This window comes from Candidatus Methanoprimaticola sp. MG2, assembly GCF_047501175.1.
In the GTDB taxonomy this organism is placed as follows: Archaea; Thermoplasmatota; Thermoplasmata; order Methanomassiliicoccales; family Methanomethylophilaceae; genus Methanoprimaticola.
In genome coordinates this window covers 65,451-90,406 of record NZ_JBEQWH010000006.1, presented here as the reverse complement: position 1 = coordinate 90,406, position 24,956 = coordinate 65,451, and the positions used below count along the sequence as shown (strand labels likewise).

Genomic DNA, 24,956 nt, shown 5'->3' with positions numbered 1-24,956 from the left:
ATATACTCCTGTGGCCAATCTTTGAGCGCGGACAAAACCGTGAGGTTTTAACATGGCAGAAATCAGCAAAGCCAATATCCTCGGTCTCGTCGGGCTTCTCGGAGCCATCCTGATGATCGTGGGCGTCTTCCTCAGCTGGATAGACATCTCGACGGTCATTGCAAGCTTCAGCGAAACCGAAAGCTACTCCGGATGGACTGTATTCACTGATGAGGAATTCAGTGAACTCGCGTACAACTACGCACCCATCGTCGCACTCGTTGCAGGTGTGATCGCGATCCTCACCACCATACTTCCCACAGTCCTCCACATGGAGAACATCGGAAGGATCCTCGGGATCGTTTCCCTGATCCTCGCGATCGTGACCATCGTCCTGATCGTCGTCTACAACGGAGAGGTCGGCTCCTTCGACTTCACCTTCATCGGAGTTGGAGTCAAGGCATCCACTGGAATCGGAGCATGGATCTCCCTCGCCGGAGGAGCCATCCTCGCTATCGGTGGCATCATCGATATCATCGGAAAGGTCAAGGCCAACTCCGAGTGATCACAACCTCTTACGGCCCCCCGGGGCCGATTATTCTCGATATCCTGCCCGTGTCCTCCGAGATCGGGTCGCAGTGTTCAATTGGACGTGGAAAGATGGTGCACCATCGGACAAAAGTAAAGTATGGTGCCCGCGCCGGGATTCGAACCCGGGTCAAGAGATCCGCAATCTCACAGGATATCCAAGCTACCCCACGCGGGCATAATGCCAAAAAAGGTTGGCTTAAGGAGTTTGTCTCATGCCTCGGGATGGGACAGGTAGCGGGTGATGTATCCTGCGATCCTGTTCCTCATCTTCACGGATGTGACGTCAGTGAGAGTACTGACCATTTCCTTGTTAGCGTCAAAGTCCTTGCTGAAAGCCTGAGGGTACTTGTTGACGAGTTCGATGGAGACTCTCTTGATGTAGGTGGGTCTTATTCTTCCCATATCATTCACCGAGTTAATGACCCGTCTATATAGATGGTATATTTAAACCTGCCCATCTTGAAAATACGATCGCTCGATCCCGCCCTTCCTCCCGGCGGATGTTATCTCCCTGATGGCCACCATCTTCCACACGGGGATGTGACAGTAACCCCCGGGGTTCCGGTCCAGGTACTTCTGGTGACTCTCCTCCGCAGGATGCCATTGGGTCAGAGGTCCGGACTCCGTATGGAATTCCGGATGCTTGGCGGATTCCGTCGCAAAGACCTTCCTAACCATAGCTTCTGACCCCGGATCCGTCCAATACACGCCGGTTTGATACTGGATGCCGAAATCGTTCCCCTGTCTCATGACCTGAGTAGGGTCTATCAGGAAGAAGAACACAGCCAGGATGTCCTCGAGGGGCAGGATGTCCGGATCGTATGTCACGCGCACGGTCTCCCTGTATCCGAACTTCCCGGAACAGACCAGCATGTAATCGGGTTCGAAGTGCGGGTCCCCGTTGGCGTATCCGCACTCCGTCGACGTCACCCCCGGGATGTCCTCGACGGCCTTCTCCAACCCCCAGAAGCAGCCTCCCGCCAGATAGATCTCGCCCTGCGCCATTTCGGATCGGGAATGCGTCCTGCGTATATCCTCTGTCGCATCCCGTCCGATGGTCCACGGACCCGTGTTAACGCCTGGAACAATCGGCCCGGGCGACGGTCAGCTTTATCCCTGCACACGGAATCTGACCATCGGGTCTTGAGATGAACATATTATTTGAGAGAAGAAGCGTGAGGGACTTCACTGACGAGAAGATCGAGAAGGGCGTCACGGAGTATGTGTTGAAGGCTGCGATGAACGCCCCGTCCGCGATGAACCAGCAGGCATGGGAGTTTCTGGTCGTTGACGATCAGAACATGCTGAGCGAGCTTGCCAAGGTGTCCCCGTATGCGGGCCCCGTATCGAAGGCGCCCCTCGCGGTGGTCGTCCTCGGGAACAGGGACAGGATGAAGGTGGCCCAGATGTGGGAACAGGACCTGGGCGCATGCACAGAGAACCTCCTGCTGGGAGCGACGTCGGCGGGACTGGGGGCGGTGTGGATAGGGATCGCACCGATCAGGGACCGTATGAACGCTATAACCGACATGTTCGACCTCGATGAGAACCTGCTCCCGTTCGCCATAGTCGCGATGGGCCATCCCAAGGAGAGGACGGAACCGCACCAGGACAGGTTCGATCCATCGAGGATACATTACAACGGATACTGATCCTCCCCGGGAGATCCGTCAGGGACGACGCGGCTTCCCGCAGGACTTCTTCCCTTCGGGACAGGGGCCTCTCACGCACGAGGGGCCCGCCTTGGAGAACAGCACCGGAGAGACCTCCCTGCACAATGCGAGCATCTTGTCGGCCATCTCGCGGATCTCCCACTGGGCGCGGTTGCAGCACCTGAGCGAGAAGAAGTGCATCAGCTCGCGTGCGTTCATGGTGATCGTGATGTTAGTGGTGCACCCGTTGGGCAGCAGGTATCTAGCGTCCTCCGCCGGGATGCCCATCGCCTCCAGCTTCGAGTACGCCTCCCATATGGCGTCCATCGTCTCGTCGAAGACCCTAGACGCCTCGGGGTCGTCCGAGACGGTGTGGGGCGTGACGAAGGTCGGCTCCTTGATGGAGACATAACGCTGGCTCTGCTGGGAGAACGAGGCGATCCTGTGCCTCACGAGCTGATGGGTGAGCGCACGGGAGACGCCCTCGACCGAGAACGTGAACACCGCGTGCTCCACGACGGAGAGGTGCCCCATGCCGACGATACGGGAGAGCGTCCTCTCGGCATCGATGTCGTTCATGATCTCGGACGCCGGAAGCTCGGAATAGCAGGAGTTCCCCGCCGCCGCGCATATCCTGTCCGCATCCCTGGTGTATGAAAGTAGCTCCACCCTCATTCGTTCATCTCCCCTTTCCAGATAGCGCTCCTGATACGGTCCATCCTCTCCCGGTCCATCAGGTCCGCGAGGCGGACCTTGCGGATGTTCGTCTCATTAAGAAGTTTCACTATGCCCTCCACGTGGGCATCGCCGACTATGATTACCATGTTGGAGAACCTCTCCGAACACTCGTTGATCTGATTGGCCATGTACTGGTTGCGCTCGTCGATCAGCTTGCGAACGAGTGTGGGGTACTTGCGTCTCATGCCCTCGATGTACGCCTCCTCGTTATCGGCAAAGCTCTTCTGGACGCTGGCGACCTTCCTCTTGCCGCCGATGGAATCGGATATTCCGGAGATCCTGTACCTGAACCTCTCCATGAATGACATCTCCCTCCACATGTCGTTCATGACCTGCATGGCATCGGTGTCGATAGGGACTATCTCGGCCCCCACGAGCTTTCCCGCGTTGATCGCCGCCAGGAACTCGCCGCCGAGCTGGGCGCCGTGCTCCTCGGACATGCGCTGCTGATAGCGGGAGGTCTGCATGTATATGGCTGACGGCTTCTCCGACCCCTCTTTGGCCTCGTCCGGGTTCGCCGTCATGGCATTCAGCCTTCCCATGTCGAGCTCCACGAGTATCGCATCGGGCCAGGTGTTCTTCACGATGAAGGCTACGGGCTCCGCCAGATTGAACACGTGACCTGTGCCGACGATCGTTATCATAACCAGGGGTAAGGCGCACGGGATGAAAACATTGCGCAGGAAATAAATCGGGACCGATGCATGACATCGGCATGAATGCCGTGACCGTCCGCGACCTGGTCAAAAGCTACGGTGACGTCCGTGCCGTGGACGGAATATCGTTCGATGTGCCGGAAGGATCGTTCTTCGCCTTCCTGGGACCGAACGGTGCAGGCAAGTCCACCACGATATCCATGATCTGCTCCCTGCTGAAGAGGGACTACGGGGAGCTGCGGATCTTCGACATGGACCCTTCGGAACCTGATGTCGGACGGTACTTCGGCGTGGTGTTCCAAGATCCCAAGCTGGACAGGATGCTCACGGTCCGCGAGAACCTCGAGGTCAGGGCGTCCATGTATCCCATTGATGACGTGGAAGAGGCCGTGAGACGCGCGTTGGAGGCCGCCGACTGCGGCGAATTCGCAGACCGGAGGTACGGCTCCCTGTCCGGAGGACAGAGGCGCAGGGCGGACATAGCTCGCGCGATGCTGCACGACCCTAGGCTACTGATACTGGACGAACCGACGTCCGGACTGGACCCGCATACGCGCAAGGCCATATGGGACTCCATCTACGGCCTGAACCGCGAGCGGGGAATCACCGTTCTCCTGACGACGCATTATATGGAGGAGGCTGCCAACGCCGACGATGTCGTCGTCATGGACCATGGCAGGATAGTCGCGCACGGCACGCCGGAAGAACTGAAGGAGCGCTACAGCTCGGATAGGATGACCGTGGTCCCGAAGGACCTGGACCTCGTGAAGGGCATGCTCGCCTCCAAAGGGGTGGTCTTCACCGAGTCCCGCGGGATCGTGACCATCCCCCTGGATTCGACCAAGGACGCGATCCCGCTGGCCGTCGCCCTGGAGGATGAGATCGTATCGTTCGAGGTGAAGACCGGCACCATGGACGACGCGTTCATCTCGATCACGGAGGGCGAGTGACATGAACGCCATAACCGCCATCGCGAAGAGGGATGTCCTATCATACTTCCGCGACAGACAGAGCGTGTTCTTTTCGCTCATGGGAGTCTTGATCGTCGTCCTTCTCTATCTCCTGTTCCTCAGGAACATGCTCGTGGATGCATATCCGGACATGGACGGCATGGGGAACCTGATCGACGCATGGGTCCTCTCAGGGATACTGGGGATAGTCCCGGTGACAACGTGCGCCGGGGCCCTCCAGACCATGGTCGACGACAGGGTCAACGGAAGGGACCATGACATCCTCGTCACCCCTGTGAGACCCATGCACATCGCGGCAGGCCATGTACTCAGCACGTTCATCGTCGGACTGCTGATGAGCTACATCCTGCTGGCACTCTGCATCGCGTACCTGGTTGCGACGGGGTGCCCCCTGTCTCTGGTCGGTACGGCCGTGTCCGCGGTCCTGGTGGTCCCCTCCGCACTGTCCGCATCGATCATCATGTACGCCCTTGTGTCGTTCATCAAGAGCTCCGGGGCGTTCTCGGGACTGTTCACGGTCGTGAGCGTCCTCATAGGGTTCCTCGCCGGGATCTACATGCCCATGGGCACCATGCCGTCCGTGATGCAGACCATCGGGACCCTCGTCCCGGCCAGCCACATGGCGGCGCTGTTCAGGGACACCATGGCATCGGAGGCGCTGAACGACGTCTTCGCCAGAGCCCCCGCGGACGTGCTGACGGATTTCAGGAACGAGATGGGCTTCGACCTGCATCTCGGAGGCTACACGTTCGATGCCGCGACCATGATCGCGTACGTCCTGGCCGTGACGGCAGTCTTCTTCGCGGTATCCGCACTGGCCGTTAAGCGGAAGCGACGGGATGCTCGCTTTATACAGGCTCCCCCATTGACCAGCCATGCGCAAATACGATCTCGTCTGCTTCGACATGGACGGAACGCTCACCACCGTACGCAGCTCCTGGAGATGGATCCACGAGTGCCTCGATGTGGACAACGAGCCCGCATATCAAGCATTCGTGAACGGCGAGATCGACGAGAAGGAGTTCATGCGCAGGGACATCGGCCTATGGCTGGAGAAGAACCCCGGCCTGCGCATAGGCGACATAGCCAGGATGTTCCAGACCATGCCCCTGATCGGAGGGATCCAGGAGACGGTCGCATGCCTCAGGGACAATGGGATCGCCTGCGTCATCGTCAGCGGCGGGATAGACCTTGCAGCCAAGATGCTATGCGACGAGTTCGGATTCGACGAGTACATAGCGGACGAGATCTGCTGCGACGAGTGCGGGAGACTGACGGGGGAGGGCAGACAGCACCTAGACCTCCACGACAAGGGGATCAACGTCCGCGAGTTCATAGAGAAGTACTACACGACCAAGGAGCGCACCGTATCCATCGGGAACTCGTTCACGGACATCCCCATGTTCGAGAGCTCGGGACTGTCCATAGCGTTCAATCCCACGGACGAGTACACCTCGGAGGCCGCGACCCACACCGTCAGGTCCGACAACATCGCCGACGTCCTGGACCTCATCCTCGGCGACGGGGATCAGGACCGATTCGGAGGTCCAGCGGCTCGTACCCCTTGTAGTCCACCCTCTGGGCCTCGTACATGGAGTCCATGAACGCGGCGGCGAACAGAGGATAGTGCTCAACACCGTTCCCGTCAACCAGGATGTTACCCGGCGACAAACGAATGAACCTCGTTATCGGATACTGGGAATACCTCGGGTCCGTCCTAATCTTATTGAACGAACGGGATGCACGGTTGGATCCAGACTTCACCTCGATAGCCGTCATATCGGGGCCCAGGTCCACGATGAAATCCACTTCGATGCGATCCCTGGTTCCATCCGGCCCGACACGGTCGCGTTCGAAATAGAACAGATCGATACCGCAACGCTCCAACATGTTGGCCACAGCGTTCTCCGTAATCCCTCCGACGTTGATTCCATTCTCTGAGGAGAGGACCGCCCTGTAATCCGATGCATCCAATCTCTCCAACAGAAGGCCAGTGTCTCCCATGTAGATCTTGAAATCACGACCCACGTTCGTCCTCAGAGGACGGCACGGCTCCGTGACCGAACTGCAGACGGTGACCATTCCAGAGGAATCGATCCAGGACAGGGGGTCGGCATACTCCCTCCAGCCCACATTCTCCTTTCCGTTGGCATCTGAAAATCTGAACTTCCTACTACGACGTTTCATATTCCGGGGAATAGCAGAGATGCACCCGTACACCCTGTCGCGGAGATCGCTCGGGGCGTACTCAAGAATATCATGCGAGTAGCCATCATTGATCCTGCTATGGACGCCCATGACACCCGCATGATCGTTGGCCAAGGACTCAAGAACGGCATCGGGCATACCTCCAACGACCACATACTGACGATAGAAACCCTCCAGAGCCTCCAATGTAGAATCTGAGAACGGGACACGGTTGGCAAAATGATTGCGAATGGATGTCGTCTGCTCGGAAGAATACCCCAAGGCCCAGAGATACTCCTCGAAATCCAAAGGGAACATCCGGACCATGTCTTCATATCCGACAGGGCGTAACCTCTTCCTCCCCTCATCTAGAGTCTCACGTATGGTCGCTTGTGACCTCTCAGTCTCCACAGACTCATCCAATGACTCAGATTCACCGTTGTGGACATATTCTCCGAATCCTGTATGTGTCCAATCATCGGTGTTCCAGTAAATACCTTCGTCATCGGCACGCTTCAACCCCAATGTTCCAAGCAGAGAGCCGCTCGCGATCACATCCACACGACCATCCTGGACCAACGGCTTGATTGCCGCCCTCGCATCAGGGCATGTCTGGATCTCGTCGAGGAACAGAAGCGAGTGCCCAGGAACGACCTTGAAGGATGGGTTGATGAGACGGATCTCATCCAACAGGTCATCCGCCTGTATGCTCCGCCTGAACATCCTCCGTGAAGATTCACTCCCATCCAGATCTATCTTCAGATAATGATCGTACTCCGACCTTCCGAACTCATCGACGACATAGGTCTTACCGATCTGCCGGGCACCGACGATGACAAGACCCTTCTTCCTGGGATCGGCCTTCCAACTCCTGAGGAAATCCGTCATCTTCCGCTTCATGAGATCTGTATCTCGATGATGGATAATAATGGTTGCTCAATCGCTAACTTGAAAAAGTAGTTTCTAAACTAGTTTTTCACTGTGAAAAAGTAGTGTGAAAACTACTTTTTCAAAATAACGTCATAGCGCCCAAAAAACCGACCGAACACCGCAACATCGGAATGACAATGACCGGGTGACCTCTCGGAAGGGCCACCCAGGTCCGATCCTTCGGGACGGTCACTCGTCCACGTAATCGTCGTCATCGTCGATGACGTAGTCCGATTCGTCGAAGTCGTCCTCGAAGTCGAGAACGTCGTAGGTCTTCTTGCGGATCTTCCCGTAGATCCTGACGATGTCCCTGGCCTCTGCGGAACCGTGCTTGACCAGGTTGCCCTTGGTCTTTATGGCGTGTATGAAACAGTCGAAATCGTCGAACCTCAGAAGGGTGCCGACCACGAACTCGTCGTCGGGCTCGGCCTCCACCCTCAGCGGATAGGTCTTCCCGACATCGTTCACGGAGACCTTGATGCTGAGGATGTCGAACCTCTTGACCCACAGCCTCTTGATCTTGGTGGCGATCGACCTCTTGACCCTACGTCCCTCGCCCACCTCGATGTACGTGACGCAGACGGGCCTCCCGTCGTCGAGTTCGAACTCGTCCTCGAGCTGGACTATGTCGTTCGATTCGAGGGTGGTCACGGTGGTCTCCGAGACCTCCCCGTCGCTGTAGACCACGGGGACCTCCAACAGAGCGGGGATCTTGATGGTCTCGGACGTGACCTTTCCGCACTCGTTGCATTTGAACGTGCCCTCGATCGTCGCCTTTCCCATCCTTCCCTTGAGGATCTGGTGCTCAGTATCATCATCACAGTCGGGACACATGTAGACTATCGTGTCCGGCATCTCTCTCTGGATCATTGTTACCACGAATCCGCCATGACCGGAGTCCCGAACCCCGAATGACTGGCAATCAGTAGTCCACCCCGCGTTTAAAGCTTTGCAACACTGCGAAGGTCATACGATGAACGGCGCACCATGGCCAGGGATCACCACGTCGGCGTATCTCCTTATCCTCTCTATGCTCTCCAGCGCGAGCCTCCTGTCCGTGTTGAGCGCCGGGGCCTTGTTCTCCTTCAGGTTCCCCTCCAGTGGCACGGCATCGCCCGCACACACGTAGCGGCGGTCCGCCTCGATGAACACGCTGGACTCCTCGGTGCAATGACCCGGGGTGTGGACCATCCTGACCCCGGGACATATCTGGAATTCGTCATCCTCCACGACCGTGGCACCGGAAATCTCGCTCTTCCCACCCTTGTGAACATACACCTTCGCCTTCGGATACCTCTTCAGGTTACCGACATGGTCGCTGTGCGTATGGGTCAGAATGACGGTGTCGACATCCTCCGGGAAGATCCCGATCTGCCTGAACGAGGTCTTCACCGCGGGCCACATGTACGGTGTGCTGACGTCCACCACGATGTTCCTCCCTTCCGCACGGATGAGCGTGGATGTGGAATGAGCGGCAGTGAGCTCGCCTTCGAAATCACGCTCGAGGAACCCTATGCAAAGGACATCTAGTTGGATCATGATGCGACCAGTGTGTATGAGCGGTTTAACGTTTGCCCGACCGTCAAGTAATACGTTTTTTAAATTCTTATGCGATACGTCGTCCTGATGGACTGCATCGAAGCACATTGGAATCGCCGTTCGGCATCCTACAACGATTTCGTCGTCAAGGGGTTCGCCGACCTGAAGGAACGGAGGGCATGGCAGGACCACTTCACGTCCATACTCGGGGATGCCCCGCTGAACATCCTGGACGTTGGATGCGGCCCGGGGATCGTGTCGATGCAGCTGGCCGAGCTCGGGCACAGGGTCACGTCCGTCGACCTCTCGGACGAGATGCTGTCCTGTGCAAGAAGGAACGCGGAGACCGCAGGGCTCAGCATAGACTTCCGCAAGGGCGATGCGATGTGCCTCGACATTCCGGACCGCGAGTTCGATGCCGTGGTGAGCGATTACATGCTCTGGACCGTCCCGGACCCGGAGAAGGTCATCTCCGAATGGAGCAGGGTCCTGAAGGACGACGGCATACTGGCATACACGGACGGCGACTGGTTCAACGACCCGCTCTCCACGCCGCTCCGGTGCAGGATCTCCGACATGTTCCTGAACCTCTGCGGAAACAGATCCTCATGCGATGACGACGACCCCGAGTTCAGGGGATCCGATCTTTGGTCCCGCACGGCGGACCGTCCCTCTGACGACATGAGGATGCTGGAAAACGCCGGATTCCGGGACATACATGTGATCCATGGTGTCCAGAAGAAGGTCCTGCATGGCACCCGCTACTACGCCTATGGGTTCACCAACGACCATTTCACGGTGACCGCGAGGAAAGGTATCACTTCGTCACGCTGATGAAGAACGAGAACGGCAGATAGATCGTGTTCCCGTCCTTCTCGATCCTGAACGAATCGCGACCATCGGTCTCTATGAGCACCTTCTGGACACCGAGCTCTATGAGGTTGTCGAGGTCCCACTGGGGGCGCCTCTCCCTGCTGAGCGGCAACTCCTTGGCTATGTCCCGGATTATCGTGGGATCGACACCTTTGATGCAAGGATGCTTCTCGGCATCCTTCCCGCCGCCTGCCTCCCTGAACTCTCGGTCATACAGATGGAGATAGTGGTTCCCGTCGAATATCATCAGCTTCCCACCATCCTTCACCACCCTGAGCCATTCGCGATATGCTCCGAGAGGGTCCTCCAGGTTCCACACCACGTTGCGTGAGACGACCAGGTCGAACTGTCCGTCCTCGAACTCCAGATGCTGGGCGTCCATCCTCATCAGCTTTGCCTCGACCCCGTACTTCCTGCAATTCTCGGCGGCCTGCTCGAGCATGCCCGGAGAATAGTCTATCGCCGTGATGTCGTGGCCCTCGCGACCGAGGACTATGGGAAAGAAACCGGGCCCGGTCCCTATGTCGAGGACCTTCAGCTTCCTGTCGTCCTCGAACTGCTCCTTCATGATGTTGAGCCAATGGTTCGAACGGCCGGAATCTATGGACTCGGCGATATCCTCGGAGTATCCCTCCGCACGAAGCGTCCAATATCCACCGATGTCATCCAAGCGGGTCATCGGATAGCGGTAACACGATTATCCATTTAATGTTACCTAATGTCGACCGATACCATGAAAAACACGGATTATGCGTCGATCTCTCCGATTCTCGGACAAACCTTTAATATCCCACGCAGATAATGATGCATAAGAAAATAAAATTAGTAACACTGGTTGGTCTCGATGATGGAAGAAGAGGGCGGAAGCGGATTCAGGAGCACATATCGCAGGATGGTCTCCTACAAGGTGCTGTTCATTGCAGGGTGCATATTGGCCTGTCTGTTCGTATCCATATATGCCATAACCCTAGGGCCGTACCCCCTGACCTTCTCCGAAGTATACCACATCCTGTGGAATGCCCTGATCAACATGCCGCAAACGGACGCGGAGGCCGCACATGTCGTCCTGCAGCTCAGGTTGCCCAGGATCCTGGGTGCGATAGTGTGCGGAGTGGCGTTCGCGATCTGCGGTGTCGCCATGCAGAGCATCCTGAAGAACCCCCTGGCAGACCCGTACACCATGGGGATATCCTCTGGAGCTGGATTCGGGGCCGCGCTCGCCCTCATCCTCGGTATCGAACTGCTCGCAGGCGGTGGTGTCGTGATCAACGCGTTCGTGTTCGCGATGATCCCCACGGCGATAATCATCTTCCTCAGCAAGTTCAGACGTGCGACGCCGACCATGATGATCCTGTGCGGGACATCCCTGATGTACCTTTTCAACGCCCTCACCCAGCTGTTCATGATAGTGGCGGAGCCGGAGGACCTGTCCGTGGTGTACAAATGGATGGTCGGGACCCTGGACAGCCTTACCTATGGCAATCTCCTCATAATCTTCCTGATAACCGCATTCGGCGTGATCACACTGCAGCTCCTGGCCAACCGCCTCAACGTGATCGGTGCGGGGGACGAGAGCGCGAAGACCCTGGGCGTGAACGTGGACACCGAACGGCTCCTGATCCTGATACTGGTGACCGTTGTCGCGGCCTCCGTGGTCAGCTTCACCGGGATCATAGGGTTCGTCGGACTCGTGTCCCCACACATAGCCAGACTGCTGGTGGGCTCCGACAACAGGTTCCTGCTCCCCGCCTCCGCCGCGATAGGTGCGCTCCTGCTGCTCGCCGCGGACATACTCTCCAGGACCGTCTCCGACCTCATGCTCCCCGTGGGGGTCGTCACCGCCTGCATAGGCGGACCGCTGTTCATGTTCCTGATACTCAGGAGCAACAAGGAGGCCTGGTCCCGATGATGTCCGTCAGGGACCTGTCGTTCTCCTACGGCCAGACCCCGCTCTTCTCCGGGATCGGATTCGACCTGGACAGACCCGAGCTCGTATGCATCCTCGGACCCAACGGGGTGGGGAAGACCACCCTGGTGAAGTGCCTCAACAGGCTCCTCAGACCTACGGGAGGCACCGTCCTACTGGATGGGACCGACCTGTCCGGCATGAGGCTGATGGACGTCGCCAGGAAGATGGCATTCGTCCCGAACCATGCCACCACCACGTTCAGGACGACGGTGTCGGAGACCGTGCTCATGGGCAGGTTCCCCCACGCCCAGTGGAGCACATCGGACGAGGACCTGGACATCGTGGACTCCATCATCACACGCATGGACCTGCAGGACCTGTCCGACAAGGACCTGGGCGAACTGAGCTCGGGTCAGCTGCAGAGGGTCATGATCGCAAGGGGTCTGGCACAGCAGCCCGAGATCCTGATACTGGACGAACCGACATCCAATCTGGATGTGAAGAACCAGATGGATGTCATGAGGTTCCTGAGGGGGTACGCGAGGGAGAACGGGGTGATCGTGCTCATGGTGTGCCATGACCTGAACATAACGTCCGCCTTCGCGGACCGCATAATCATGATGTGCGACGGAGGCATCATCGCGGACGGCACGTCCCATGAGGTGATGACGGAATCGAACATCTCGACCGTGTACGGTGTGCGGTCAAAGGTGATAGACGTCGAGGGGTCCCCACACGTGATCCTTCTGCCGGAGGTCGATTGAGATGAGACACAAATACGCCATCCTGGCACTGGTCGTCTTCGTGATCCTGGCGGGATCGCTGATGTACGTGCGTGCGGAGAATGAGAAGTATCACCACCACGCCGAGGCCGATAGCGGACTGCTCGTCGGGGACGAGGTGTCCGAGGACGACTTCCCCGACCAGGGCTCCCGCCTCTGGGTGTACGGCAATGCGAACGAGGACGATGTGATAGACGACGCGGACGTGAGGTACCTGGAGGAGGTCATCGCCGGAACGAGAGGTCCCACGCAGCTCAGCGATGCGAACCTGGACGGCTCCGTGGACGCATCGGACATCGCACACGTCAGGAGCATGATCCTCGGGAACATGATGGACGTGTACTACATCGACAACTACTTCCTGAACGCCAAGGTCACCTGGCCGGTCGACTCCGTCGCCATAGGCTACTGCAGCGGGGCATACACCGCAGACGTCACGGGCGTGTGCGGGAAGGTCGACATGGTTGACACGACCATCGAGAAGTATTGGAACGTCATGAACTCCAACTTCCGCAGCTCGGAGTCCTATGGGACGACCGAATCGCCGAACTACGAGAAGATCATCGGCGCCGGCATCGACGTGTACGTCGTGGGGTACTGCGACAAGGAGGCGGACAGGATCTCCAACTCGAAGCTGAACCCTGCGGGGGTAGATGTCATGTTCATATCCACCGCCGACAACAGCGGTGTCGACTATCCGAACGAGCACATCGACCGCTCCATCCTGATGTTCGCATACCTCCTGCAAGGGGACATGTCCAAGACGTACAAGTATCTGGAATGGCACGACTCGGTCCTGAGCACCCTCGTGGATGCCACCGCATCGCTGACGGACGATGAGAAGGAAGCATTCATGATGGCCCGCTCGTCACCCCTGTACTCCACAGGAGGCATCAGCATCACCGGCAAGGACAACACCAACAACATCCACGCCGAATGGGTGGGGGTGCATGCGGTGGGGCAGCACAGCCCGACGCTCGGCAAGAACTATCAGACGCTTACTCCCGAGCAGGTCATCACCGTCGTCAAGGAGAACTCCAAGCACGGGAGGATGTTCTACATGGACAATGCGCACGACGGGATGAGGGGACAGTACTCGCTGAAGGACTGCGTGGAGGCCGACAAGGAGATGCTGGCGTCCTCCGACACGGACGTCAGGTACCTCGCCATGGCCAGGGAGACAGGCAACAGTCCGCTGTACGTGGTCGAGCTCGCGTTCTACGTCTGCGCGATGTACCCGGAGATCGCCGAATCCGCGGGGATAGACTACGAGGACCTGTTCAACCACTACTTCGATACCTTCGCGTCCGAGGACTACTCGGACGAGGTCTCGGACATCGAGAAGTTCTTCTACATCGCCTGAGGCGCGGCCGGAAGGCCCGCCTCACAGGGCGACCAGCTCGTCCCCGTCGATCGTGATGACGATCGCAACGATGGAGTTGTCCGTGGAAAGGCAGAATGCATACCCTGGATGGACGTCGGCCTGCCAGACGTCTACCGTCTCCCCGTTCACGGACCTCTGCCCGACAAAGGTGTTGAGGTCCCCGTTCGGCATCCCGTCACCGCCTACGATGAGGTACGACTCGGAGACGTGGGTCTCGCCCCGTATGTCAGCCTGTATGTGAATCTCAGGACGTTCTCGATCCCGGACTCCCCCGTGTCCTCGCAGACCACGCTCCCGGTAACCTCCAGGTCGCCGACCCTGCCCTCGACCGTGTATTCGCGAGGTTCGTCATCGCTGAGGATCGACCCTATCCCGAAGGTCACCAGGGTACCTGCGACGAGGACGATGACCACCACCGCTGCAAGGGCAATAGCCATACGGTTCATACGATCCCATATGGCCGACAATTATTTCTTTATAGCCGTCAAGGCCAGTCACCCGATGCCAACGGTTATAACCCGAAAATTCGTCAAAGGGGCATGGACAGCGACACCTTGCTGAAAGCATCCATCGTCCTGATCTGCATATCCATCGTCATAGGAGGGGCATCCATCTGGTTCTCCCAGTCCGACGACGGGGACATGGACACGAAGTACACCCTGTACTTCGGCATAAACGATGGAACCGAAGAGAGCTACGACGCGTTCGAGACGGCCATCAAGGGCTTCATCATCGACAACGGGTTCGGATACACCATGCATTGGGCGGAGGGAGGATACATCGGACCCGACGGCAATCCCATACATGACGAGAGGACCCTCGTCGTCATGATCGCGTTCACGGACGGTGCGTTCATAGACAAGCTCGTGGACCACGCCAAGACCGAGTTCGGCATCGAGTCCGTCCTGGTCGAGAAGATGAGCGGGGACATCGAACTGGTGTGAGGGCCATGATACAACTGTCCGAACCGAGTGACAAGGGGTCGCTCTGCCTCGCGGCGATGCGCATCATCCTGGGATGGATGATGATCTGGGCATTCCTGGACAAGATGTTCGGACTAGGATATCCCTCTCCCCCCGATGTCGCCATGATCAACGGGGGGTCCCCCACGGAATACTATCTTTCCGAACTGGTCTCGGGACCGTTCTCCGGGATCTGGAATGCGCTTGCAGGGAACACGGTCATCGATATCGCCCTGATGCTGGGGCTGCTCGGCGTGGGCATCGGCATGATGCTCGGCATAGCCTCCAAACTGTCGACCATCGGGATGGTCGTGATGGTCCTCTTGATGTTCACCCTCAACCTGCCTCCCGACGACAATCCCCTCGTGAACTACCACGTGCTCTACGCGGTGGCGGTACTCACGATATACTGGCTCGGCGGGTTCGAGACATACGGCCTCAACGAGAGGTGGAAGCGCCTCCCGATAGTCAAGGACGTATCGTGGCTCTGGTGATGCCGTGAAGTACGATCCGGAGATCAGAATGGCATCCGACCCGGACGTGTACCCCCCGTCCGAGGACAGCATCCTGCTGATCGAGTCCATGGACGTCCGCGAAGGCGAGAGGGTGTTGGAGGTCGGATGCGGATCGGGCGTCGTATCCATACACTGTGCGAAGAACGGATGCGTCGTCTGCGCCGGTGACATAAACCCGAAGGCCGTGGACCTCGCACGCAGGAATGCGGACGATGCGGGAATCTCCATGGATGTCGTCGAGACCGATGTGTACTCCACCGTGGAGGGCGTGTTCGACACGATCGTCTTCAACCTGCCGTATCTGCCGGTGGACGAGGAGGGGCTGCTCGCCAAGGCGTGGTCCGGGGGCCCGGACGGTCTCGGACCCCTGCCGGAGCTCCTGTCGGGATCGGATGTGCACCTGGCACCGGGGGGCCGTATCGTCATAGTCGTCTCGTCCCTCATGGACGGGCACGAGCTCGAGATGGCCTTGGATGGATGGGGCGTGAAGATAATCGGCGAGCAGAAGCTGTTCTTCGAGAAGCTCTCCGTCCTCGAGCTGAGACACCGATTCAGGATGCCAGGACCTCCGAGGCCTCCGCCTTGGGATACGGTCTGGACGCCAGCACCGCCAGCACGACGAACATCGCCGCGAGCATGATCACGTACCATGAGAAGATCGTCTCCACAGGGGTGTTCCCCGCGACCATGCCGACCATGAGATTGGGTATGGCCGAACCGCCGTAGGACATCAGGTAGATCGTCGAGAACGTGCCGGCCCTCTGAGCCTTCGTCGCCCTTCCCATGAGTTCCGTCACCCCGGCGGCGAAAGCGATACCCTGTGCGAATCCCGCCACGACGCTGAACGTGCAGAACAGCAACAGGCTGTGGAACATCGCCAAGGATGCCCACATCAGTGCGGCGCATGCGACATACGCCCCCATGCCCCACATCTGGGCCTGCCTCACTTCGAACCTCTTCGCGAAGTAGCTTCCGACCGCGTTCGGAAGGAGCAGCGACGTGAACACCACCGCTGCGACGAGCGCGTCCGTGGACCCGAGATACTCATAGGCGATCGTGGCACTGAACGACTGCGAGAAACCGCCGACCGCCCAGGTCCCGACGAAGATCATGGCACATGCGGCGAACAGACGCCCCGAACGTGCGGGGAGCGTGAACTTCGGCACCAAGGACCTCATGAGGCCCGGGGCCCTGGACACGGTCTCCTTGGAGAACAGTACCAGCACCAGGAAGATCGCCACGAGGACGATGACCGCCTCGAAGTACGATGCTGATGGGACGCCCGCATGGCTCACCAGCCCGCCTGAGACGAATGCCCCGATGGACAGCCCGAGCGTCGGCGCACTGCTGGTGATCATCGGTCCGACCCATCTCGGGAGGTCCGACGAGAGGTCCACGACATAGGCGGCGACAGTGGATGACCCGAGACCGCTGGCTATGCCCTGGACCAGGCGCCCGAGCATTATCATCTCGGGACTGTCGACCATCATGAACGTGACCACCCCGCACATGGAGACCAGGAGGATCATGATGGTCGCCGGACGCCTTCCCAGATGGTCCGATATGCGGGGGAGGAACAGCAGCGGGATCACAGTCCCCAGAAGGTACCACATGGACGCCATGGAGAGCTGGGCGTGCGTGAGTCCGAGCTCCTCCTGCCACATGGAGTACAGCGATATCGGCGAACCGGAAGCGAAGTACAGGATGACGAGCGAGCCCACGGCCGCCACGAACCCTATCCTCGTCTTGATGTCCGCCATCACATGACGCCTCTCAGAATAGGACGTCGATTTTCATCCGATATTTACCCGTTTCCATGATATGGGCATCGATTGTGCATAACCGGCCCGAGGGCCGGGAAATGGTTTCCGGATCACTGACCGAGCAGCTTTCCGATGGACTTGGAGAGAAGGTCGTTGGCCTGCTTCCCGTCGATCTTTCCGCGAAGGGCGCCCATGACGGGACCCATCAGGGGCCCGATGGCCCCCATCCCCTTCGACCTCACGAAATCGGCACGCTCGTTGACGATCCCGTCTATGATGGTCTCGGCCTCGCTGGAATCCACGGCCCCGAGCCCCAGCTTGTCGATCGCCTTGTCGGGAGCGGTCCCGGAGCACATCTCCTTGAGCAGGGCGGGCAGCGCCTCCTTCGCGAAGCGTCCCTCCCTCAGCATGCCGAACGCCTCGATGAGCGAATCCTCGGGGATCGCCCCGGGGTCCGTGCCGTCATGCTCCAGCTCGCTGAACGTGTTCAGGATGGTGGTCGCCGCGATGGATGCCATCCCGTCGGCGGCGAGCATCTCGAAGAGCTCGTCCTGACCCTTCCTGACGATCTGCCTGGACTGCTGGGGGTTCAGTGAGTAGTCCTTGACGAGACGGGCCTCTATCTGCTCCGGGAACTCCGGCATGTTGGCACGGATGGCGTCCATCCTGGCCTCGGTGATCGTGGTCGGGGGGACATCCGTCTCTGGATACATCCTGGCCGCTCCGGGCAGGGGTCTGGAGTACTTCGTCGTGCCGTCCGGAAGCGGGTCGCGGGTCTCCTCGGGCACCCCGACGAGGGCCTCGTTCGCCCTGGCGACCGCCACGTCCAATGCGTCCCTGGCCTTCTTCTCGGGTGCCGCGCAGATGACGAACGCGTCGAACCCGCCCGTCATGCCCAGACGTTCCCTCAGCGCATCGACGTAGGGCTGCTCGATGCCGTAGTTGGGGAGCTCGTCCGAGTGGAATATACCCTTGACACCGCGGGTCCTCGCCCTCTGGGCCATCTCGGACCCGAGACGGAGCTTGCCGTCATCGCCGTTCATGACGCCCGCGAACCCGGGAAGACGGACTGCCAGGACGCGTCCCTTCGACGAGAGCGCCCCCTGGATGACCTTGGACTCGCTGGTCTCGAAGATGTCCGTGACATCCTCGGGGGCGAACTCCACGGCCGCCGTACCCCTGTCGGTCAGGATCTGCTTGACCCTGATGAGCATCCTCTGCCTGTTGACCTCGTTCCTCACGTAGTCGGGGATCAGCCTGAGCTCCCCCACTCCCTTGAGCTCTATGCGTGCCCCGCCGGGGATGGATATGTTAAGGTCCTGACGGATGGTACCGATGCCCCTCTTGACCCTGCGGGTGGCCCTGAGCAGCGTGCCTATGCGGTACGCGACCTCCTGAACCTCCTCAGGGGTCCTCATGTCCGGGCCGGTGGCGATCTCGATGAGCGGGATCCCCAGACGGTCCAGCCTGTACAGGATCTCGTCCCCCTTGGTCTCGATCTTCCTGGCCGCATCCTCCTCGAGGCACACGGACAGCACCGAGATCTTCCTGTCCCCGACATCGATGTGCCCATCGGTGGCAACGAGCGCGGTCCTCTGGAACCCGGAGGTGTTGGACCCGTCGACCACGATCTTCCTCATGAAGTGGATCTCATCGATTATGTTGGATCCGAGCATCTCCGAGAATGTCAGGGCGACCTGCATCGCATCGGCGTTGACGCTGTGCGGTGGCTCCTCGTCCAGTTCGACCAGACAGGACGTCCCCTCGCAGGACTGGTAGCGGTACCCCATGTGCCTCTGGAACTGCGCCAGCGCGGCACGGTCCACCTCTCCCATCTCGCTGGTCGTCGGCCTGAGCTTCCTGAAGTACGCACCCTCCCCGTCCTCGCACAGATGGCTCTCGCAATCGCAGAAGAGCTTCCTGGTATCGAGCTGCTGATGGATCTCGATACCGCACATCATCTCGTATTCATCACTCATCGATGACCCTCCTGTCGGACATCTCGCCCGCGAGGGGCGTCTGCATGATCTCCTTGGCCTGCTCCACTGAATCGGAATTGGCCAGGGCCCACATCAGTTTGACATAGGCGGTCTCCGGAAGCATGTCCAGGACCGTTATGGCACCTGCCTTCAGCATGTCCCTCCCCGTGTTGTAGACGTTGAGGTTCGTCCTCCCGTTGAGGCACTGGCTCGTCAGGACGACGACGGACCCGTTGGACGTCGCCCTCTCTATGAGCGGGATCATCCCCTCGCAGACATGACCGAGCCCGGACCCGGAGATCACGATACCCTTGGACCCCATGAACACGGGCTCGAAGAGCTTAGGGTCCATCCCGGGATAGTACTGAAGCAGCACCACGGAGCCCTCCATGGCGATGTTGGCGACCGCCTTCCCGTCGCGGACCCTCGGCCCATCGATGCGGACGTCCATCCTCCCGTCCTTGTCCAGATGGGCTGCGGGAAGCGCGTTGATGGAGTGGAACGCGTCCCTGCGGGAGGTGTGCATCTTGCGGACCCTGGGCCCTATATGAACGGCGAAGGAGTCGTCGCCGGGAGTGTCGTGCATGACCACGAAGACCCCGGAGCGGTCGGCCCCTGTGGCGAAGCGGACGCATGCCATGAGGTTGCTCGAAGCGTCCGAGGAGGGACGGTCAGAGGAACGCTGGGCGCCCACGAGGATCACGGGCTTGGGAACGTCCCCGAGCATGAACGCGAGGGCCGCAGCGGTGTACCCCATGGTGTCCGTCCCGTGTGGGATTATGATGGCGTCCGCACCATCGTTTATCTCCTCCGCGACGGCCTTGGCGAGCTCCTGCCAATGGGCGGGGTCCATGTTCTCGGAGAATATCGAGAACAGTACGCGGGCGTCTATGTTCGCGATATCGCGTATCTCCGGGACGGCGTTGACCATGTCAGAGGTGGACAGTGCGGGGTGGACCGCACCGGTCCTGTAGTCCACATAGGAGGCGATCGTCCCGCCCGTCCCGATCAGGACGATCTTGGGAAGGCCCTTCTTGAACTCGATGGGCACATCCTTCTTGGTCCTCTCCACGGGCCTCTCGACGACGGTCACCTCAGCGGATCCGGTGACCTTCACACCGACGTTGTATCCGCTCTTGACCTTGAGGATCAGCACGTCCGGGGCACTGAACTCGTGATGGGGCATCAACGTGCCCTCGAAGGCCCTCCCGTCCTTGGTGACCTTCAGCTTCGTGCCCTCGGTCGCACCCAGCGAGGTCAGGAGGTTCGAAAGCGATTCTGAATACATTGGACCGAAGTATACGGGCGTCGTTTATGACGGTTGTTATAAACGTCCGGAGGACACGGCACCAGGCGGCCTTCGGGAACACGGCATCAGCGTGTGCGGACCCACTCCCTCAGATCGGATGCCCTGGACCTGAACATCCCCTCTATCGCGGCATCGCGGCCTCTGTCCCTGTACCTTCCCACGGACGAGAGCAGCTCACCGCATCTGTCTATCGCATCGTCCAGCGCCGTGAAATCGATCCAGTCCGTGTCGCGCACATACCCCATCTGGACGCTCCATATGTCGGAGAACGGCTTGCATCCGACGAACGTGACGCCGCCGAGGTCGGCCGTGTCCTGGTTGTATCCCAGGCTGGACCCGCTATCGTAGATCGGCGCGGGCCCCATCCACTCCAACGTCCCCACGTCACGGATCACCCCGAAATTGTTTGTGTGACGGTCCCCGTTGGCTATCAGATAGTCCAGAACCATCATCCTGTCGAGCATCGGGACCACGTCCAGGCCGTGACGGCCGCAGCATGTGACATAGTGATCGTACAGGGATATGCCTGGCTCATGGACCTCGGAACGCATGACCGCGTGCGCGGACACGAGCTCCGTGTCCGCGTTATGAAATCCTCACATATGCTGCAGACCGCCCCCTCATGCTCGACGATCCCGTAGTCGATGTGCGGCATCCCGAGGGAATCGGCGATGATGGAGGCCATCACCTCGTTGAATGGCTCCTGCATGAAAGGCATCGTCCCCGACTTCATCAGATAACGCTTCCCTCCGATGATCTTCCAGCGCTTCATGAGCAGACCATCCGATGCATTGTCCGGAGAGGTCAGGTCCAATAAACCTTGCCATACCTCCTTCCCGAACAGCAGATCCCCCATGTCGTCGGAGAAGCCGTTGTCGAAGAAGTTCACGTCTGCCCAATCCAATCCGGATCCCGCAGGGCGTATCCAGTACTGATCCGACAGGCTGAGACCGTACGATCTCATCAGGAGCGCCTCCGTGCGGACGATGTCCAGACGTTCCAACACCTCGCGCAATCCTGAGCGAGTCGCTGGAATTGATCTCCCCGACCACCATTTTGAAAGACGGTCCGCACGAACTGTCCCTTCCACAACCGTTCCCATCGGCATATGGCTCGTATCATGTACTGCTCTCAAAGAGTAGAACGTGCCGTCTGATTCGCTCAAATCCACCAAAGCAACGAGCAACTTCCCGTGCATTAGCTCAAACAACATATGATTCACGCACGAAATCGACAATCCGAGGCTCTGTCAAAATCTATGACAGTAAATAGTTTATTCGATATCGACAACATATCATCCATGATGCGACGAATCATCCAACGTACCGGATGCTTCGACCACCACATGGAGAACCTTTCCCGGGATGATCGACTCAAGTAGCACGAATAGTATTATTAGTATGCGTACATACACCTACCCATGCATATAGTCCAGCCCGGAACCGAGATCGACGTTCTGAAAGAGAACAACAAGATAGCCCACGAGAACTATCGCCTTTTGAAACAGAACGGCATCAAATCCATAGACTTCATGGGATCCATAGGGGCTGGGAAGACCGCAATGATCATCAAGCTGGCCGAGAAGCTCCGCGCCAAGGGGGTCCGCGTCTGTGCCATCGCCGGGGACGTCACCGGGGACGACGACTATTCCAGGTTCGAGAGATCCGGCCTCGAGTCCGTGAACTGCAACACCGGTCACGAATGCCATCTCGATGCCAACCTCATCAAGAAGACGCTCGCCAACATCAAGCTCGAGGACTACGACGTCATATTCATCGAGAATGTCGGGAACCTCGTCTGTCCGGCGGACTTCCCCCTCGGGACCGACCTCAGAGTGGTCGTCGTCTCCGTCACCGAGGGTGACGACATGGTCAGGAAGCACCACGACATCTTCATACACTCCGACATCGCGGTCCTCAACAAGGTCGACATCGCGAGCGCCGTGGACGTCGATCCCGAGGTCATCGCCAAGGACTACAACAAGCTCACGGGCGGGGTAAAGAACATCTATAAGTGCAGCGTCAAGAAGGACGAGGGGCTCGATGAGATCATTGCCGCCCTGAAGCTCTGAGGTGCACAATCATGAAGGTCCTGGCCGTTGGAGGAGGTGGGAGGGAGCATGCCGCAGTCGAGGCTCTCTACCGCTCCGGATCCGAGCTCTACTGTGTTATGAAGAACGCCAATCCCGGCATCATAGCGAGATCGAAGAAACACCTGCTGTGCGACGAGAAGGATGTCAACAGGGTGGTCGCGTTCGCGAAGGAGAACGGCGTGGAGCTCGCATTCGTCGGACCGGAGGCCCCCTTGGAGGTGGGCATCGTCGATGCCCTCGAGAAGGAGGGCATCAAATGCGCATCGCCTACCAAGGATGCCGCCAGGATAGAGACCTCCAAGCAGTTCATGAGACAGCTGGTCAGGGATCACGGCATAGACGGGAACCTGTCGTTCGCATCCTTCGACAACGCGGACGACACAGAGGCCTACCTGAGGACACTGGACCACGAGATAGTGGTCAAACCGGTAGGACTGACCGGAGGGAAGGGCGTCAAGGTCCAGGGAGAGCATCTCCACTCCTTCGAGGAAACCATGGAGTATGTCCATGAGATCTTCGACGGGAACATCGGCGGGGCCGGAGTCATAATCGAGGAGAAGGCCGTCGGAGAGGAGTTCACCCAGATGGTGTTCGTCGATGGACGGAATATCATCCCCATGCCCCTTGTCCAGGACCACAAGAGAGCCTATGACGGCGATGTCGGACCCAACACCGGCGGTATGGGCTCCTATACCGATGCGGACCACCTCCTGCCCTTCGTCACCGAAGGAGACAGGGAGGATGCCCTGAGGATCGTCCAGTCCATCGTAGATGCACTGGCCGAGGAAGGATGCCCCTATCGCGGGGTGATGTACGGCCAGTTCATGCTCACCGTGAACGGTCCCAAGATCATCGAGATAAACGCCAGGTTCGGTGACCCAGAGGCAATGAACGTCCTCACGGTCCTGAGGTCCAACTTCGAGGACATCTGCATGAGGATGGCCACCGGGACCCTTGGCGACGGTGTGGAGTTCGCCAAGGCAGCGACCGTGTGCAAATATGTGGTGCCAAAGGGATACGGCGTGAAATCGGAGTCCGGACATGAGATCTCGGTCGACGAGGAGGCCATCCGCGGATGCGGTGCCATTGCGTACTACGCCAACGTCGACATGAAGGACGGGAAGCTCGTCACCGGGACGTCCAGGTCGATCGGGGTCGTGGGAGAGGGGCCGAGCATCGAAGAGGCCGAGAGGAACTGTGAGGCCGCGTTGAAGCATGTCAAGTGCGATGCGATCTTCGTCCGCCATGACATCGGTACCCGCGAGCTGGTCCAGCGCAGGGTCGACCATATGAGCGCCCTCCGCAACGCATGACCGACCTTGCAGTGAGGATCGCCTATAGAGGCGATGGATTCTCCGGGTCGCAGATACAGCCCGGGCTGCGCACCGTGGAGGGGACCCTGCTCTCCTCCCTCTGCAGGGTCCTGGAGATGGAACCGGACGACATATGTCTGAGGATGGCGAGCCGCACCGATAAGGGCGTGAACGCCACAGGCAATGTCGCCTCCTTCGAATCGGACGGGGCGGACCCCGTCCAACTTCTGAAAGCACTCAACTCCATCTACGGCGGCGTCCTATGCACCGCATACGCGCCCGTTGGTGATGATTTCTTTCCCAGGCATGCGGACATGCGCACCTACGAGTACGTCCTGAGATCGGACGGCATGGACCTGGGCCTGGCGAATGAATGCCTGTCCCTTTTCAGAGGGCGCAGGGACTTCGCGGGATTCTGTAAGGCCGAAGGCAAGGACACGGTGATAGACCTCGTCAGGGCCGATGCCGAAGAGCATGGGGAGACAATCGTCCTGACACTTCAAGCGGACCACTTCCTATGGAACATGGTGAGACGGATAACGGCGACGGTCATCCGCGTCGCATCCGGCAGGATGCCGATGTCCAAGGTCGAGGAGGCCGTCTCAGGGGGATGGTCGAACTTCGGGATAGCCCCGGCGGAGGGTCTGACACTGACAGAGGTCAGATACGACGGCCTGGAGTTCATCCCGTCCACAGACCCGGCCCTCAGGATCAGACGTGCGAACGGTCTGTACGAAGCCGCACTGACCGATAGATTTTACAGAAATTTGTAAGTCCGGGGCCCCTGCAGCCCGACGACCGGTTGGATGAGGTTTGAACCTGAGACCGATCA

At 59.0% G+C, this 24,956-nt stretch carries 29 protein-coding genes, 1 tRNA gene and 1 pseudogene; 15 read left to right on the top strand and 16 right to left on the bottom strand.

The features are described 5' to 3' along the window. Positions 1-52 precede the first annotated feature (52 nt). Positions 53-544, top strand: a complete 492-nt coding sequence (locus V5D86_RS06035) for a hypothetical protein (protein ID WP_414595788.1) — start codon at positions 53-55, stop codon at positions 542-544. 124 nt (positions 545-668) lie between these two features. Here V5D86_RS06035 and V5D86_RS06030 read toward each other — a convergent pair. From V5D86_RS06030 to msrA, 3 genes are all read right to left on the bottom strand, one after another. After that, positions 669-745, bottom strand: a tRNA-Arg gene (locus V5D86_RS06030). Between the two features lie 35 nt (positions 746-780). Then, on the bottom strand, positions 781-972 hold the full coding sequence (locus V5D86_RS06025; RefSeq protein ID WP_414595787.1) for a 30S ribosomal protein S17e: 192 nt from the start codon (positions 970-972) through the stop codon (positions 781-783). A 42-nt stretch (positions 973-1,014) separates the two neighbouring features. Continuing rightward, on the bottom strand, positions 1,015-1,575 hold the full coding sequence (gene msrA, locus V5D86_RS06020) for a peptide-methionine (S)-S-oxide reductase MsrA (protein WP_414595786.1): 561 nt from the start codon (positions 1,573-1,575) through the stop codon (positions 1,015-1,017). A gap of 170 nt (positions 1,576-1,745) precedes the next feature. Here msrA and V5D86_RS06015 point away from each other — a divergent pair, with 170 nt between their 5' ends. After that, positions 1,746-2,222: a nitroreductase family protein gene (locus V5D86_RS06015; RefSeq protein ID WP_414595785.1), complete on the top strand. Its 477-nt coding sequence runs from the start codon at positions 1,746-1,748 to the stop codon at positions 2,220-2,222. An 18-nt stretch (positions 2,223-2,240) separates the two neighbouring features. On the opposite strand, the gene thyX is transcribed toward V5D86_RS06015, so the two are convergent. Together thyX and V5D86_RS06005 are read right to left on the bottom strand one after the other, a co-directional pair. Then, positions 2,241-2,897, bottom strand: a complete 657-nt coding sequence (thyX, locus tag V5D86_RS06010; protein ID WP_414595784.1) for an FAD-dependent thymidylate synthase — start codon at positions 2,895-2,897, stop codon at positions 2,241-2,243. Then, entirely contained in the window at positions 2,894-3,604 is a 711-nt protein-coding gene (locus tag V5D86_RS06005) for a TraB domain-containing protein (protein WP_414595783.1), read from the bottom strand. The genes thyX and V5D86_RS06005 overlap by 4 nt, the downstream gene beginning before the upstream one ends. 71 nt (positions 3,605-3,675) lie before the next feature. On the opposite strand from V5D86_RS06005, the gene V5D86_RS06000 reads away from it, so the two are divergent. The 3 genes and pseudogenes from V5D86_RS06000 to V5D86_RS05990 all read left to right on the top strand — a co-directional run bounded on the left by V5D86_RS06000 (position 3,676) and on the right by V5D86_RS05990 (position 6,191). Next, positions 3,676-4,566, top strand: coding sequence for an ATP-binding cassette domain-containing protein (locus V5D86_RS06000; protein WP_414595782.1), 891 nt, complete (start codon positions 3,676-3,678; stop codon positions 4,564-4,566). A 1-nt stretch (position 4,567) separates the two neighbouring features. Continuing rightward, a pseudogene (locus tag V5D86_RS05995) lies at positions 4,568-5,341 on the top strand (ABC transporter permease); the annotation flags it as partial. Positions 5,342-5,462: 121 nt separating this feature from the next. Beyond that, a complete protein-coding gene (locus V5D86_RS05990) occupies positions 5,463-6,191 on the top strand; it encodes an HAD-IB family phosphatase (protein ID WP_414595781.1) in 729 nt (242 codons plus the stop codon). Here V5D86_RS05990 and V5D86_RS05985 read toward each other — a convergent pair. The 3 genes from V5D86_RS05985 to V5D86_RS05975 form a co-directional block, all read right to left on the bottom strand. Continuing rightward, positions 6,097-7,674 (bottom strand): ATP-binding protein, encoded by a 1,578-nt coding sequence (locus V5D86_RS05985; RefSeq protein WP_414595780.1) that lies wholly within the window; start codon positions 7,672-7,674, stop codon positions 6,097-6,099. The two genes, V5D86_RS05990 and V5D86_RS05985, sit on opposite strands and share 95 nt — an antisense overlap. A gap of 219 nt (positions 7,675-7,893) precedes the next feature. Further along, a complete protein-coding gene (locus V5D86_RS05980; protein WP_414595779.1) occupies positions 7,894-8,574 on the bottom strand; it encodes an HVO_0476 family zinc finger protein in 681 nt (226 codons plus the stop codon). Between the two features lie 96 nt (positions 8,575-8,670). Next, positions 8,671-9,243 (bottom strand): MBL fold metallo-hydrolase, encoded by a 573-nt coding sequence (locus V5D86_RS05975; protein WP_414595778.1) that lies wholly within the window; start codon positions 9,241-9,243, stop codon positions 8,671-8,673. Positions 9,244-9,330: 87 nt separating this feature from the next. On the opposite strand from V5D86_RS05975, the gene V5D86_RS05970 reads away from it, so the two are divergent. Next, positions 9,331-10,077, top strand: a complete 747-nt coding sequence (locus V5D86_RS05970; RefSeq protein WP_414595777.1) for a class I SAM-dependent methyltransferase — start codon at positions 9,331-9,333, stop codon at positions 10,075-10,077. Here the strand turns inward: V5D86_RS05970 and V5D86_RS05965 are convergent. Continuing rightward, complete coding sequence (locus V5D86_RS05965) at positions 10,061-10,795, bottom strand: class I SAM-dependent methyltransferase (protein WP_414595776.1); 735 nt, start codon at positions 10,793-10,795, stop codon at positions 10,061-10,063. The genes V5D86_RS05970 and V5D86_RS05965 overlap by 17 nt on opposite strands. A 165-nt stretch (positions 10,796-10,960) precedes the next feature. Between V5D86_RS05965 and V5D86_RS05960 the strand changes: the two genes are divergently transcribed. From V5D86_RS05960 to V5D86_RS05950, 3 genes are read left to right on the top strand one after another with little or no spacing between them, the layout of a single operon-like run. Then, positions 10,961-12,025 carry a FecCD family ABC transporter permease gene (locus V5D86_RS05960; protein WP_414595775.1) on the top strand — a complete coding sequence of 355 codons (1,065 nt, stop codon included), beginning with the start codon at positions 10,961-10,963 and terminating at the stop codon, positions 12,023-12,025. Further along, positions 12,022-12,789 carry an ABC transporter ATP-binding protein gene (locus V5D86_RS05955; RefSeq protein WP_414595774.1) on the top strand — a complete coding sequence of 256 codons (768 nt, stop codon included), beginning with the start codon at positions 12,022-12,024 and terminating at the stop codon, positions 12,787-12,789. Before V5D86_RS05960 ends, V5D86_RS05955 begins: the two co-directional genes overlap by 4 nt. A gap of 1 nt (position 12,790) precedes the next feature. Then, positions 12,791-14,170: a hypothetical protein gene (locus V5D86_RS05950; RefSeq protein ID WP_414595773.1), complete on the top strand. Its 1,380-nt coding sequence runs from the start codon at positions 12,791-12,793 to the stop codon at positions 14,168-14,170. Between the two features lie 21 nt (positions 14,171-14,191). On the opposite strand, the gene V5D86_RS05945 is transcribed toward V5D86_RS05950, so the two are convergent. Both V5D86_RS05945 and V5D86_RS05940 read right to left on the bottom strand, forming a co-directional pair. Continuing rightward, complete coding sequence (locus V5D86_RS05945) at positions 14,192-14,362, bottom strand: hypothetical protein (RefSeq protein ID WP_414595772.1); 171 nt, start codon at positions 14,360-14,362, stop codon at positions 14,192-14,194. 11 nt (positions 14,363-14,373) lie between these two features. Then, the gene (locus tag V5D86_RS05940; RefSeq protein ID WP_414595771.1) at positions 14,374-14,637 is read right to left on the bottom strand and encodes a hypothetical protein; all 264 of its coding nucleotides are present in this window, start codon (positions 14,635-14,637) and stop codon (positions 14,374-14,376) included. 93 nt (positions 14,638-14,730) lie between these two features. On the opposite strand from V5D86_RS05940, the gene V5D86_RS05935 reads away from it, so the two are divergent. Genes V5D86_RS05935 through V5D86_RS05925 form a run of 3 tightly spaced genes read left to right on the top strand, consistent with a single transcriptional unit; the run spans position 14,731 to position 16,308 of the window. After that, positions 14,731-15,135 (top strand): hypothetical protein, encoded by a 405-nt coding sequence (locus tag V5D86_RS05935; protein ID WP_414595770.1) that lies wholly within the window; start codon positions 14,731-14,733, stop codon positions 15,133-15,135. Between the two features lie 5 nt (positions 15,136-15,140). After that, positions 15,141-15,647, top strand: coding sequence for a hypothetical protein (locus V5D86_RS05930; RefSeq protein ID WP_414595769.1), 507 nt, complete (start codon positions 15,141-15,143; stop codon positions 15,645-15,647). Between the two features lie 4 nt (positions 15,648-15,651). After that, positions 15,652-16,308, top strand: coding sequence for a HemK2/MTQ2 family protein methyltransferase (locus tag V5D86_RS05925; RefSeq protein ID WP_414595768.1), 657 nt, complete (start codon positions 15,652-15,654; stop codon positions 16,306-16,308). Here V5D86_RS05925 and V5D86_RS05920 read toward each other — a convergent pair. From V5D86_RS05920 to V5D86_RS05900, 5 genes are all read right to left on the bottom strand, one after another. Further along, a complete protein-coding gene (locus V5D86_RS05920; protein ID WP_414595767.1) occupies positions 16,220-17,428 on the bottom strand; it encodes an MFS transporter in 1,209 nt (402 codons plus the stop codon). The genes V5D86_RS05925 and V5D86_RS05920 overlap by 89 nt on opposite strands. Before the next feature lie 113 nt (positions 17,429-17,541). Continuing rightward, positions 17,542-19,410 carry a Glu-tRNA(Gln) amidotransferase subunit GatE gene (gene gatE / locus V5D86_RS05915; protein WP_414595766.1) on the bottom strand — a complete coding sequence of 623 codons (1,869 nt, stop codon included), beginning with the start codon at positions 19,408-19,410 and terminating at the stop codon, positions 17,542-17,544. Beyond that, a complete protein-coding gene (gatD, locus tag V5D86_RS05910) occupies positions 19,403-20,698 on the bottom strand; it encodes a Glu-tRNA(Gln) amidotransferase subunit GatD (protein WP_414595765.1) in 1,296 nt (431 codons plus the stop codon). Before gatD ends, gatE begins: the two co-directional genes overlap by 8 nt. An 86-nt stretch (positions 20,699-20,784) precedes the next feature. Further along, positions 20,785-21,183 (bottom strand): hypothetical protein, encoded by a 399-nt coding sequence (locus tag V5D86_RS05905; RefSeq protein WP_414595764.1) that lies wholly within the window; start codon positions 21,181-21,183, stop codon positions 20,785-20,787. Next, on the bottom strand, positions 21,168-21,725 hold the full coding sequence (locus V5D86_RS05900) for a hypothetical protein (protein ID WP_414595763.1): 558 nt from the start codon (positions 21,723-21,725) through the stop codon (positions 21,168-21,170). The genes V5D86_RS05905 and V5D86_RS05900 overlap by 16 nt, the downstream gene beginning before the upstream one ends. 414 nt (positions 21,726-22,139) lie before the next feature. Here V5D86_RS05900 and hypB point away from each other — a divergent pair, with 414 nt between their 5' ends. From hypB to V5D86_RS05885, 3 genes are read left to right on the top strand one after another with little or no spacing between them, the layout of a single operon-like run. Then, a complete protein-coding gene (hypB, locus tag V5D86_RS05895) occupies positions 22,140-22,790 on the top strand; it encodes a hydrogenase nickel incorporation protein HypB (protein ID WP_414595762.1) in 651 nt (216 codons plus the stop codon). An 11-nt stretch (positions 22,791-22,801) separates the two neighbouring features. Further along, a complete protein-coding gene (gene purD / locus V5D86_RS05890; RefSeq protein ID WP_414595761.1) occupies positions 22,802-24,124 on the top strand; it encodes a phosphoribosylamine--glycine ligase in 1,323 nt (440 codons plus the stop codon). Next, entirely contained in the window at positions 24,121-24,897 is a 777-nt protein-coding gene (locus V5D86_RS05885) for a tRNA pseudouridine(38-40) synthase TruA (protein WP_414595760.1), read from the top strand. Before purD ends, V5D86_RS05885 begins: the two co-directional genes overlap by 4 nt. The last annotated feature ends 59 nt before the right edge of the window (positions 24,898-24,956 follow it).